This window comes from Solibacillus sp. FSL W7-1324 (assembly GCF_038008025.1).
In the GTDB taxonomy this organism is placed as follows: domain Bacteria; phylum Bacillota; class Bacilli; order Bacillales_A; family Planococcaceae; genus Solibacillus.
This window is the reverse complement of the sequence record NZ_JBBOYH010000001.1, coordinates 2,876,821-2,889,067: the sequence shown is the minus strand read 5'-3', so window position 1 is coordinate 2,889,067 and position 12,247 is coordinate 2,876,821. Positions and strand designations below refer to the sequence as shown.

Below are 12,247 nucleotides of genomic sequence, written 5' to 3'. Positions count from 1 at the left end.
ATATCATTTGAAAGTAGAAATAGGGAGGGAAGTTTAATGAAAAATCAACAATGTGTTCAATATTGTACATTGCTTCATCCACCCATCCGTCTTACAATTAAACCATGGAAATGAACAATGTGTTCAATTTTGAGGAGGAAGCAAATAATGAGTAAATTATCAAAACTATTAATGGCAATTGCTAGTATTATACTAATCGGATTTGTAGGGAAAGCATTTATTTTAGATGAAGCAGTGAAAGGATATTTAGTAACATTCTTTTTTGTCGGATCGGGATTGGCGTTATTACGTTTATTTATTAATGCGATGATTGGTAAAATGAAAGGGAAACATATTGTAGTGAAAATCGGATTCTTCGCTGTACTTTTAGGTCTTGGTATACCGTTCCAAAGCTGGTTCCGTACAGAAGTCATTTTCTCCATGAGTAAAGCGTTTATTGTTCCTAGTATTTCAGTGATGGTCGCAAGTGTTGTGTTGATGACAATTGTGTATGGCATCATTGGCAAACGTATTCAAGCAGCGCGTGTTGAAAAACTGCAATTAAATTAATAGAAAGAGGGAAGGTCCTCTTGTCCACAGAATGAAAGCCGATTCGTACTTGAAACTTAGTACGAATCGGCTTTTTAGGTTGAAGAAGTTTAGAGATAAATGTGTTTTTATATCCCCAATTATTTAATATATTGATTGCTCATTAGTACATCCTGTAGTAGCTCGGTAGGAATCTCGACTGTGACAACGCCCATAAAGCCTGGTGCAATTTCGTAGTCGTTAAAGGACATGACAAGCTTGCCGGCATCAGTAATATAAAAGTTTTGTTCAGGCGTAATCCCTTCAAAGACACCCATTGATGCGTCATGATACTCAGTACCGCCAATCCAATACATTTCATCGCCCTTTGTATCAATCATGCGATTTCGTAAATGGTCCTCAATATACGTATTTATAATCTCTATATAACGATCGTCTTTAAACAGGCTTGGCAATGTAATCACCGTCTCTGATTTTTTATCAATCGTCGTGTACTTCATCACAGTGGAAGATGAAACAACTGTCACTTCTACATAACGGCCAAAAGACAACAATTCATCGGTATCTGTTTGGACGATGTAACCGCTGTTAACTGCCATATTGCCAGCTTCCATCTCCGCTATTTCTGTTTTGAATTGTTCATACAGTTCTTTGCCTTCCGCAGCATATTTTTCGTTTAATGCTTGGATTTCACTTGATGAACCAGAGATTTGAGGGACTTTAATATCGGCACTATATTTATCTTTTACCATTTCATACTCCGTAAATGTTAACACCTTCACGACAGGTCCAATGATCGGAACATCAGCTAGACTTTTAGCCATTGTCGGACTTGTGTTTAGTCCTGCAGTAAATAGAAGTGTCGCCGCTGCAGCAGATGCTAGAAATATTGGCCATTTGCGTTTTTTCTTTTGTGGACGCTGTAAATTTTTTTCTACGATCATTTCTAACTCCTTTGGAATGGAAATCGCTTTGTATTGATCTTTTAAATCTTTTAATTTTTTATGCATGATGTCCCATATCCTCCTGTTCCAGCTCGATTTTTAGGAGCCTTAATGCTTTATATAACCTTGATTTGGCTGTACTTACGGGAAGCGTTAAAATGTGGGCTACCTCGTCAATTTTCAGATCCTCAAAATATCGTAATACGATGACCTCTCGCAGTTGTAAAGGTAGATGCTGTAACGCTTGCTGCAAATCCAGGTTTTCATATGTATCATGCTCAGGCAATTGCTGTAACGCCTCATCGCCAACTAATACAACTCGATTATGCTTGCGTAAAAAATCAATTGCCGTGCGCACCAGAATTGTAAAGAACCAGCTTTTCATTTGTTCTGTATTCGTCAATTTTTCAAGTGCCAGCCATCCTTTTTGGATACTTTCTTGTACGATATCAAGCGCATCCTGTTCATTTTTTGTATAGTTGTATGCAAGTCGGTAAATAGACTGTTGCTGCGATCGGATAAATGTAATAAATGCAGCTTCTAATGGTTCTGTCATTCCGTGAATCTCCTTTTTTTGGTGTCCATACTTATAAGACGGCCAGGGATGTATAAAAAGTTTAAACTAAAATAATTATTATGGAATTTATGCTGCACCACACTTTGTAATTGAAAATATAAGTGCAGATGCATCGCTGTTTATTTTAAACGTCATGCTAACGGTTAGATTTATCTTGTAGTCAAGTATTGAGCGCTTAATAAATACCGGTTTAATGAGTTATTTGAACGGAATGTAGACAAACTAGAGTAATTGACGTTTAATGAATCATAGAAAAATACTATCAAATTAAGTTTTAATAGAGGTGAAAACATGAGTGGAATCAAAAAATACTTCGGTCAGTTTACTATGACCTGGCCGAGAGTTATTTTTTTTGCTCTTTTTACAGCAGTATATACTGCCCTTATCAATCAAGTGTCATTACTAAAGGATACCTCTTTTCAAGATATTGCAATTTATGTGGACTGGTGGATTCTGTTTGCTGTATTCATTATTGTGAACTGCGAAAAGTGGTGGGAAGCTGCACTTAAGTGCTTCGTATTCTTCCTTGTGAGTCAGCCCCTCATTTATTTAATCGAGGTGCCGTTTCTTACCTCCAGTCAATAGCTTTTTAGAAAATATTTTAGGTGTTGAATAGATTTTTGGGTAAGGGAGGGGGTACCCCCTCCCTTACCCAAAAATTGCGCACGCCAAAAAGACCTCCCGATTTTTATTTTTTTCGAAAGGTCGTTGTGATATAGTTTAATTAGATGTATTACGATTTCTGAGCTGATAATGCGGACTCATAATCGTAGAGGATATCGTGTTTCAGTAGCTGAAACGTCATTTTCAGAAACTTATTGATACACGCCACAATCGCGACCTTGTGAGGTTTCCTCTGAGGTTGCGTTTTTAATTTATCATAATAATCGATGAGATGGTTATCGGTCTTTTTCCGAAGCGTAATCATCGTACAAATCATAAAAAATAAAATCTTTCGTAATTTTTTATTACCTCGTTTGTTGATTCGATCACGATATTGTGTATTACCTGACTGATAGCGCATGATATCAATACCGGCGTACGCATTGAGCTGTTTGGCATTTTCAAAGCGTCGAATATCGCCTAATTCACCAATTAATCGGCAGGCGGTCGTATCCCCAATACCTGGAATCGAACGGAATATGCGATATTCATTTCTTTCAGCTGACATACCGACCATTTGTTTAATAATAGCTTCCTTTTTTTCAACTAAATCCATAATACGAGCTGCGTAATCTCGAATTTGATCACATCGAATATCATTATCTTTCATGGCTGGATAACTATTTTGAGCAGCCTCCAATAATACTTCTGCTTTTGCCTCTGCACGTGCCAATGATAGCTTTTTACGTGTATTAGCCTTCAAACGATTTTTAATCACCGTTTTCGAATGTGCTAATAGAAGAGCTGGATGTGGAAACAATTGGACAATATTTAAGAATAGCGCTGAACTTGGTGTTATGAGTTTCTCTAATTCTGGAAAACTCAGATGTAAAAGGGCGTGCATTCGACTTTTTAGTGTAATAAACTCCTCATCAATTTCATCGTAATAACGCGTTAACGCACGCATTTGTTCATAATAATCATCCTGTACATAAGTTGACTCGCGTTCGCTTTTAAAATGTGTTTTGGCCAGCTCATGGGCATCAATGACATCCGTTTTATTACGGCGCATTGTAGCCATTTGTAAGTTCGCTTCAAGCGGATTCATCCGGCAATATGTATAGCCATAATCAATAAAAAACTTTTCAACGGGCTTTGAATAGACGCCTGTTGCTTCAAAGACGATTTCTGGCGCTACTCCATCTTGACGTGCGATTTCTTCCATCTGCTCATGTAACCGTTCAAAATCAGCACGTGTATGATTCAATTCACCTTCGAACTCGCATTGGCGATAGCCATCATAAATCACAAGGTTGCTTTTTCCTTTACTTATATCTAAAGCAATGACATGTTTCATTGTATTTTCTCCTTTTTAGCCAATCCTAGAAGTCTTCACATGACCTTATCGATTCCATTTTCTTATACACGATCTCTTTGGACCCAACATACTAAACTGATTCTAATAAGGGTGTGAAGTGGGCCTGTTTTTTATACGGACTCTGAAATGGTCCCTGGCACCTCTCGACCTTTCTTCACTTCTACTATAAAAAATAGTAGCACAAACCATGGCCTTGGTTTGTACTACTAATGTTAGTATGTTTTATGCGCAAGGTTGGGAGATTTTCCGTTATTATGATTACTGGTTTAAAGTCACGCTTCTCACTTTGCCAGGTGCTGTGATCGCGTTCCAACTAAAAAGGAAAAACTGGATTAGTGTTCTAGTTTTATCGGTCGCAACAGGTTATCTGGCATACGCGAGCATCAATTATTTCAGAGCGGCAATGGCAAATTTTCCAAATCATTTGCTCAGTGCTATATTTGCTCTTGGTCTTGCCATTTTCTTTGTTTTTGTATTATTAGATAAGAAAAAACATCGCATCGTGGCGCTCTCGTTTATAATTGTAGTTCTTATTGTGTCTGTTTTCTTAACGAGACTAGACAATACGTGGGAAATTATACTTGATGAGGGAAGCTGGACTTATACGCTGGAGGATGAGTTTGTTGTCGAGTTAGAAATTAAAGACGGAAACCATGCCACGTTGACGGCAAAGCAGGATGGTCATACATTCATCCGTTTTGAAAATAGTGAGGGTACGGAGGTAAACTATTATGTCACGGTAAGCAACGGCAGCATTTGGATTAATCTGCTTGACGAAAGCTAACTGCTTTACTATAGGCTACTCGTACAAAGTTACTGTCCAATCGAGTAAAGGGGCGCGATTCTGTAATAAGAATCAGCGCCCTTTTTAGATAGTGGGTATTATTGATCAACACATTTTTTATCATTGAAACATTAAAGAAGTCTTAGAACGAGAGCCCCTAATCCCACACTTATTATATCAATAAAATACCCATTTATTTTTTAAAATGTGCTACTTTATAAAGTGTTAATTAAGAGAGGGTAAACCAATAATGGGTTCGCAATTTTTTCGTGCCGGTTTTTATATTGGTTGGATGTGCGCGGAGAGTTTACAAAGCTGTGGAGAGAGAAGCAGAGTTTTTACTTATTTATTACACCCGGTTGCAACTGGATTCCATACTACCTAGACTTAGGGGAATATGTTAGGATAGTAAAATAATGGATTTATGGTTGTGGGAGGGGTGTTATGGATCACGGAAATCCAAAGATGATTTCTATAAGTCTTAGCTTAATCATATCCCAAATTATGTGCGCAGGTTTCTTACTTAAAAATATACAGCTTTTTATTAATGAGCCGTCATTCGTTGCTAAATGGCTTTCCGGAATTTCTTTTATCCTATTTTTGTTTTTATTCATCGTAAATTTAATAGCGATTTTAAAGTTGGGGAAAATTAATGAATCAAAATCAACTTTCTAAAGTGAGGGATTGGCATGATTGGATGGATAATGAGTGGCTTATTGTGGGTATTTTTGATTATGAAAATTTATAAAAACAAAGAGATTTTTAAACAGCTTTCAAAAAAAGAGTGGCTACAAGGGGGCGTCGGATTTTTAATAGCATGGGCTGTAGCTGTATTCATAATTATTGGTGGTTCCAATATAACGGATATGATTCAAATAACTTGGTTAAATAAAGTATCGGAAATTATATTGATTTTGCTAGGATTGGCTTTGGCAGGCTACATTATGAATAAAACGTTGCCGGAAAAATTAAGAGAATTTTATTCGTGATATCCAAAGAAACGGAGGGATTGCAAATGGATGAAATCATCGGGTATTCAGCAGTTGGGATCATTATTGCAGGTTTACTTTATGCTTTATTAAAACAAATTAAAGATACAAAGCATAGCGGAAACGATGTGGGCAGTCCGCTGTTTCGTAAACAAGTGACAAGAAAAAACAATGTGATGACAGCTGCGTTATTTGGAATTCTCGTGTTTTTTACATTAAATATCGTGAGCGGTTTAAATATCGCTTCAACTAGATTAAACAGCTTCACTGGCCTCGGAACAATGATTAGTTTTTTGGTTTACCTTTATGCAAAGTTCGTAATGAAACCACAGCAGGTCGAGCAGTGTAGGAAGTTATATAATTAAGCTTAGTAGGAGAGTGCTGCGATGAGAAAACGCTTTTCAAATTTAGACGGAAATGATCGGCTCGGTACTTTTAAAGATGTCCTGAAATGGCAGCGCTCAAAGCAAAAGAAAGTCGTCGATTACGAAGTACCTCAGTGTGAAGAAAAGCAGATTGCCTTTTTACAAAGTAATCGCTCGGAGCAGTCTGTTACTTGGATTGGCCATTCGACATTTTTGATTCAAAAAGAAGGACTTAATATTTTAACGGACCCGGTTTGGGCATATTGGATGGGTATTGCAAAACGGTTAACCGAGCCGGGGTTGCGGTTGGATGAATTACCGGACATTGATATCGTACTTATTTCGCATGCGCATTACGATCACCTGCACATACCGACATTAAAATCGTTGAAGAAACGAAATCCGAATGTATTGTTTCTCATTCCGGAAGGGCTCGGTTATTTGATGAAACGCCATAAATTGCAAAACTTTATCGAGCTTTCTTGGTACGATATGCATGAAGCGGGCGTGCTTGAAATTCATTTCGTTCCCTCTCAGCATTGGACAAGACGCATGCTTTGGGATACGAACACATCGCATTGGGGCGGCTTCGTATTGCAAACGGCATCGGATGCGCAAAGTATTTATTACGCCGGAGATAGCGGGTATTTTAGGGGCTTCAAAGAAATCGGCGAACGCTTTAACATTCATACAGCATTAATGCCGATTGGTGCATACGAGCCGGAATGGTTTATGCATGCCTCCCACGTAACACCGGAAGAAGCGATTCAGGCATTCTGTGATGTAGGAGCGCAAGTGTTCATCCCGATGCATTACGGTGCGTATATGCTGGCAGATGATACACCAAAGGAAGCGATTGACCGGCTGCATGATCATTGGCAGCAGGCGGAATTGGAAAATGTGGAGCTGAAAACGCTGGCGATTGGGGAGACGTATAAAAGCTGCATGCAAGCACCCCTTGACGAAAATACATGTTCAAAGTAAAGTAATGTTAAATTCATCAAGCATTAGGTGCCCGTTAAGGGAGAATAGGGAATAAAGTGAAAAGCTTTAGCGTAATCCCAACACTGTATAGAGGAGTTGCATAGCAAAACCCACTGGATTTACATCTGGGAAGGGGCTATGAAATCGTGAATCTGAGCCAGGAGACCTGCCTAATACGCTTACTGTTTATAGACACTGGATATGTCTGTAGTTTATTTGTTATCGAATAAACTGCAGGCTATTTTTATTGTCAAAAATTCATTCAGTTGGGGGAAACGAAACATGCAATTATTACAGAAAACGATTGAACAAATTCAAGGAATCGACCGACAAATGGAAGAAAAAGCACGCAAGTACATAGACTCTTTAGCAAAACCGCCGCAAAGTTTAGGGAAGCTCGAATCGCTTGCCTTGCAGATCGCCACAATCACGGGTGATCTTGCTCCGGAAATTGATAACAAAGCGATGATTGTCATGGCTGCAGATCACGGCGTGTATGAGGAAGGGGTTACGCCAAACCCGCAAAGTACAACGGTTTTCCAAACACTTTCATTTCCGAAAGGGACGACAGGGATGTGCACGATTGCGAAAATTACGAATGCAAACGTCATCCCGGTGGATATCGGTGTAAAAGAAGATTTACCTCAAGATGCTGGGGTAATCATTAAAAAGGTCAAATATGGGACAGACAATATGGCGAAAGGACCCGCGATGACGCGTGAAGAAGCGATTCAAGCGATTGAAGTGGGGATTGAAGTCGCAACAGAAGCAATCCAAAACGGTGTCAATCTCATCGGTACCGGTGAAATGGGTATCGGCAATACGACACCGAGTGCTGCGGTGCTTTCGGTACTTCATGGCTGTGATCCACTGGAGGTTACGGGCTTCGGAGCTGGTGTTGGAGCTGGCGGTATCGAGTATAAAGCCGAAGTTATTCGAAAAGCGATTGCGATGAATGAGCCGAATGCGGAGGATCCGATTGATGTTGTAGCAAAAGTAGGGGGACTGGAAATCTGCGGGATGGCGGGAATCTTCCTGGCAGCTGCCGCAAAACGTGTGCCGGTCGTAGTCGATGGGTATATATCGACGGTATCGGCATTGATCGCCTATAAATTGAACCCGAATGTGAAAGCGTATTTGATTCCTTCGCATTTATCGGAAGAGCCAGGTGCAAAAATTGCGGCCGTGCTTTTAGGACTGGAGCCGATGCTGCATATGAATATGCGACTTGGTGAAGGGTCCGGAGCTGCACTGGCATTCCCGATTCTTGACGCGGCTTGTTCGATGATTACGAATATGGTCACGTTGGAAGAAGCAGCGGCACTTTTAGTAGCCAAGTAGAAAAGATTTTCAAGAAATTCATAAAATAAATTTTAAGAAACAGGCTACATTAAAAGTAACAACTACTTTTGATGGGGCCTTTTTCTATGAATAAAGGACTGACAGAAAATAAGTACAATTTTTCAGTCTATTCCATTTGTTTTACCAGTAAAATACCAATAAGCGGAACTTTATCGTTTCTTCTGGTAAAGACAGTAACGATAAAGAAAAGCCCTGAACACAACGCGTAAATGTAATGTGCAATGATAACATTACAGGTAGGGAATGAATCTGATTTAATTTTACAGAAAATTCAGTGAAATTCAAGCGATTGTCCTGTCAAAACCCTTTACTCTGTAATATCCTATATTAACTAAATGTAAAAACATCTCCGAACTGTTAATAATCGCTAAAAAAGTGCTTATTTAATCGGTCTTGGAATAAAGTAACCGGTAAATAGGGTAAGGAAGGGTAAGACCAATAAAGAGGAGAGGCGGGAGGGGCATTAAAGGGAACGGGGTGATCACTATTTCTCCGTATGTGAAAGGTCGTTTTTGAATATATTCGAGAAAAGGATGAAGATAATATGAATCAAATTTTTAAAAAAGATGAGTTTATTATTATTCCTTTTTATAAAGGGCGAAAGCAGGAGTATATGGTCGTCAATACGAAGAAGGAATTTAAAAATGGACATACGCACTTGAAGTCATTTAAGATGGCCAAGTATTTGATCAATCTTGCGCGATGCCAAAAAATTAATTCCGGGTTAAGACCATATTTATTAACAAGCCTTACAAGAATATCAGCAGATCGTGAATATATTCAGAAATTGGAAGAGCTTCTAGCCGTGAAAAGAAGTAAAGGTTCCAAAGCGTCTTATTACAATAAAGCCATTTAATTTGTACCTAAGTATGGACAATAAAAATATAGACCGCTTTTTCAAGAAATTGAAAGAGCGGTTTTTTGCATGGAGCTCCTAATTTAAGAGCGCCCATATGGAACTAAATCATTTTAAGTAATGCTTCTTCACCAATCATACCTTCTTCAATGCCGCATGCTCTTGCCTCGTATGTGATGGATTCCAGTGGAGCTTTAAGTAAGTCATCGATCGTTCGAACCCCAACTGCACGCCCGGCAATGATTTTCCGATCAGCCAATTTTTCATTCAACAGTCCGACATCGAGTGCACCACACATAATATACCCACGCTCATTCGAAATAGTCAGCAATGTTGTTTTAGGCAAATTAACCGTTACAGCAGTAAATAAATGACCTTGAAGATCAATCGTTTCCGTATAGACGATAACCTTCTCCCCCTTTCATATAAATCATATGAAACAATTGAAAAATGGTACTTGTTTTCGGGGAAATTGTGGGGGATGTTTTGAAATTTAGATGGGGAGGCTTAAGATTGGATTGAAAAACCTTTAATTTTCAAAGCTCTCCGCCAAACTCCCATGTTAAACTAATAAAAAACCACATCCAAAAGGAGGTCCTCCGATGCTAACCCGCCTAAAACAATCACTTACTTTCCGTCTTCTTATCACAATCAGTGGGATCGTTTTTACGATTTGTGTGATGTTTTTATTGTTGATCAATCATTATTTGGATGAATCGGTTCTGGAAGAGATGGGAGAAAAGGCGTTGTCGAGTGCGTACTTGATTGCGGATCGGCCGGACGTCGTCGCTGCATTTTCTGCAGAAGATCCGACATCCATTCTTCAGCCGATTGCAGAACATATCCGTGTCCAGACCGGTGCGAATTTCGTCGTCATCGGAAATGAGCAGGGAATCCGCTACACCCATCCGAACCCTGAAAAGATTGGTCTGTCGATGGTCGGCGGGGATAATGATTCGGCGCTTATAAACAAAGAGTCCATTGTTTCTGTTACGACCGGTTCACTTGGGGAATCGATCCGCGGGAAAGTTCCGGTCCTCGTTGACGGCAATGTAGTCGGGGTAGTTTCGGTCGGATTTTTAACAAAAGATATACAAAGAACAATTGATACCGCCTTTTTCGGCTGGCTTCAAATCACGCTCCTGCTCGCGGTTTTCGGGATTGTCTGTGCGGTGCTGTTATCGCTTTATGTAAAAGATCAGCTGCTCGGTATGCAGCCGGCACAAATCGCCAAACTTTATTCGGCGTATCATACAATCCTCGAGGAAACGACAGATGGGGTCATCTTGACGACATTGAATAATGAAGTGGTAATCTCCAATTCACGTGCAAACGAACTCCTTTCACCACTGGCAGAAGGTATCTCATTACATAAGCTGTTACCGGAACGGCTCTTTAAAGAAGAGGTCATCCAGGCACTGGAAATTCCGTTACAGCAGCAGGAAATGATTATTTCCAAAACACCTTTGAAGCTCGAGAAGCAGCTCGGTTATTTATATATTTTACGGGCTAAGCTTGAGTACGAAACGGTCATTAATGAGCTGACACTGGTGAAGCAGCAGGCACGGATGCAGCGGGCAAAAACACATGAGTTTGCCAATAAATTGCACGTGATTCTAGGCTTGTTAAAGCAATCCCATATTGATGAGGCCATTGCTTTCATTAGGCAGGAGCAGCAAGATTCATCAAAACAGCAGCAGGCACTGGCCACACAGCCTTCAATATTGCTGCAGGCGTTACTCGAAGGGAAAATATCCGAAGCGAAAGAGCGCGGCATTACGATTATGATTGAAACAGAGGACGTCTTAATCGATTATAATGATGAAGAAGTGGATGCACTGCTGACCGCATTAGGGAATGTCCTGCAAAATGCGATGGATGCATTGGATCAAACAAATACACAAGACAAGCAAATTAAGCTGTTTATTCATCAATACCGCCATGAACTGATCATTGAAGTGCATGACAATGGACCAGGAATCGATGAAGAAACGGCAAATCATATATTTACCCTCGGATATACGACAAAGGATGGGTATGATCGGGGTTACGGCCTGGCAATTAGTGAACAGGCACTTGAAAAAGTCGGAGGTTCCCTGTTGATAGAAGAAAGCGATTTAGGCGGGGCCTGCTTTTTAATTATTTTACAAAGGAAGTGATTCAATGGATATTTGGTTACTGGAAGATGATTTCCGCATTGCGGCGATTCATGCAGACTATATTAAAACGCTTTTGCCGAATGCACAAGTACAGCAATTTCTTACGGGTGCTTCTTTAAAGGAAGCACTCCAACAGCAAACACCACCAGCCATTCTGTTGATGGATTTATATATTCCGGATGTTAAAGGCTATGAACTGGTTGCCTATGTGCGGACACACTTCCCGAATATCCGTATCATTATGGTGACGGCAGCGGCCGAACGTAGTCATGTGGAAGCATTGTATGCATATGGGGTGTTCGACTATATTGTAAAACCGTTTGAGGAAGCGCGACTGCAAAAATCATTTCAGCGCTATCATCACATGCAATCTGCATTTCATAAGAAAACACACTTCTCGCAGCAAGACGTGGATATGCTGTTTTACCGGCAAAATCATCAGGCGACAAATGAAAAGGCACTGCCGAAAGGAATCGATACGTTTACGCTCGATCAGGTCATTCACATATTTAAGGACCAAAAGTACACTACGTTGACGGCGACACAGTTAAGTGAAGTGATAGGGACAAGCCGCTCGACAGCACGACGCTATTTAGAGTACTTAGTGGAAATGAATATTCTCGAGACGAAGCTGCTTTACGGAACGGTAGGTCGTCCGGAACGTAATTATGTCCTCCGTGGAACTTATGAACAAAATTAGCTTAATTGTTTTTATCCA

14 protein-coding genes and 1 riboswitch are annotated in these 12,247 nt (G+C 40.0%); of the genes, 10 read left to right on the top strand and 4 right to left on the bottom strand.

The window, feature by feature from the left end:
* Positions 1–147 precede the first annotated feature (147 nt).
* Positions 148–549, top strand: coding sequence for an MFS transporter permease (locus tag MKY71_RS14390; protein WP_340733072.1), 402 nt, complete (start codon positions 148–150; stop codon positions 547–549).
* Positions 550–668: 119 nt separating this feature from the next.
* On the opposite strand, the gene MKY71_RS14385 is transcribed toward MKY71_RS14390, so the two are convergent.
* Entirely contained in the window at positions 669–1,538 is an 870-nt protein-coding gene (locus MKY71_RS14385; RefSeq protein ID WP_340733071.1) for an RsiV family protein, read from the bottom strand.
* Positions 1,531–2,028: a sigma-70 family RNA polymerase sigma factor gene (locus MKY71_RS14380; protein ID WP_340733070.1), complete on the bottom strand. Its 498-nt coding sequence runs from the start codon at positions 2,026–2,028 to the stop codon at positions 1,531–1,533. Before MKY71_RS14380 ends, MKY71_RS14385 begins: the two co-directional genes overlap by 8 nt.
* Positions 2,029–2,340: 312 nt before the next feature.
* On the opposite strand from MKY71_RS14380, the gene MKY71_RS14375 reads away from it, so the two are divergent.
* Positions 2,341–2,634 (top strand): hypothetical protein, encoded by a 294-nt coding sequence (locus MKY71_RS14375; protein ID WP_340733069.1) that lies wholly within the window; start codon positions 2,341–2,343, stop codon positions 2,632–2,634.
* 148 nt (positions 2,635–2,782) lie between these two features.
* On the opposite strand, the gene MKY71_RS14370 is transcribed toward MKY71_RS14375, so the two are convergent.
* Positions 2,783–4,009 carry an IS110 family transposase gene (locus MKY71_RS14370; RefSeq protein ID WP_340733068.1) on the bottom strand — a complete coding sequence of 409 codons (1,227 nt, stop codon included), beginning with the start codon at positions 4,007–4,009 and terminating at the stop codon, positions 2,783–2,785.
* Positions 4,010–4,223: 214 nt separating this feature from the next.
* Between MKY71_RS14370 and MKY71_RS14365 the strand changes: the two genes are divergently transcribed.
* From MKY71_RS14365 to MKY71_RS14340, 6 genes are all read left to right on the top strand, one after another.
* A complete protein-coding gene (locus tag MKY71_RS14365; protein WP_340733067.1) occupies positions 4,224–4,814 on the top strand; it encodes a hypothetical protein in 591 nt (196 codons plus the stop codon).
* Positions 4,815–5,503: 689 nt separating this feature from the next.
* Positions 5,504–5,803: a hypothetical protein gene (locus MKY71_RS14360; RefSeq protein ID WP_340733066.1), complete on the top strand. Its 300-nt coding sequence runs from the start codon at positions 5,504–5,506 to the stop codon at positions 5,801–5,803.
* 26 nt (positions 5,804–5,829) lie between these two features.
* Positions 5,830–6,168 (top strand): 4-aminobutyrate aminotransferase, encoded by a 339-nt coding sequence (locus MKY71_RS14355; protein WP_340733065.1) that lies wholly within the window; start codon positions 5,830–5,832, stop codon positions 6,166–6,168.
* A gap of 21 nt (positions 6,169–6,189) precedes the next feature.
* Positions 6,190–7,152: an MBL fold metallo-hydrolase gene (locus tag MKY71_RS14350; protein WP_340733064.1), complete on the top strand. Its 963-nt coding sequence runs from the start codon at positions 6,190–6,192 to the stop codon at positions 7,150–7,152.
* A gap of 10 nt (positions 7,153–7,162) precedes the next feature.
* A riboswitch (cobalamin riboswitch) is annotated at positions 7,163–7,340 on the top strand.
* Between the two features lie 94 nt (positions 7,341–7,434).
* Positions 7,435–8,493: a nicotinate-nucleotide--dimethylbenzimidazole phosphoribosyltransferase gene (cobT, locus tag MKY71_RS14345; RefSeq protein WP_340733063.1), complete on the top strand. Its 1,059-nt coding sequence runs from the start codon at positions 7,435–7,437 to the stop codon at positions 8,491–8,493.
* Positions 8,494–9,058: 565 nt separating this feature from the next.
* Complete coding sequence (locus tag MKY71_RS14340) at positions 9,059–9,370, top strand: hypothetical protein (RefSeq protein ID WP_339173127.1); 312 nt, start codon at positions 9,059–9,061, stop codon at positions 9,368–9,370.
* Between the two features lie 103 nt (positions 9,371–9,473).
* Here MKY71_RS14340 and MKY71_RS14335 read toward each other — a convergent pair whose 3' ends face one another.
* Positions 9,474–9,776, bottom strand: a complete 303-nt coding sequence (locus tag MKY71_RS14335) for a YunC family protein (protein ID WP_339199732.1) — start codon at positions 9,774–9,776, stop codon at positions 9,474–9,476.
* Between the two features lie 196 nt (positions 9,777–9,972).
* Here MKY71_RS14335 and MKY71_RS14330 point away from each other — a divergent pair, with 196 nt between their 5' ends.
* Positions 9,973–11,529 carry a sensor histidine kinase gene (locus MKY71_RS14330; RefSeq protein ID WP_340733062.1) on the top strand — a complete coding sequence of 519 codons (1,557 nt, stop codon included), beginning with the start codon at positions 9,973–9,975 and terminating at the stop codon, positions 11,527–11,529.
* A 4-nt stretch (positions 11,530–11,533) separates the two neighbouring features.
* Positions 11,534–12,229: a response regulator gene (locus MKY71_RS14325; protein ID WP_340733061.1), complete on the top strand. Its 696-nt coding sequence runs from the start codon at positions 11,534–11,536 to the stop codon at positions 12,227–12,229.
* Positions 12,230–12,247 lie beyond the last annotated feature (18 nt).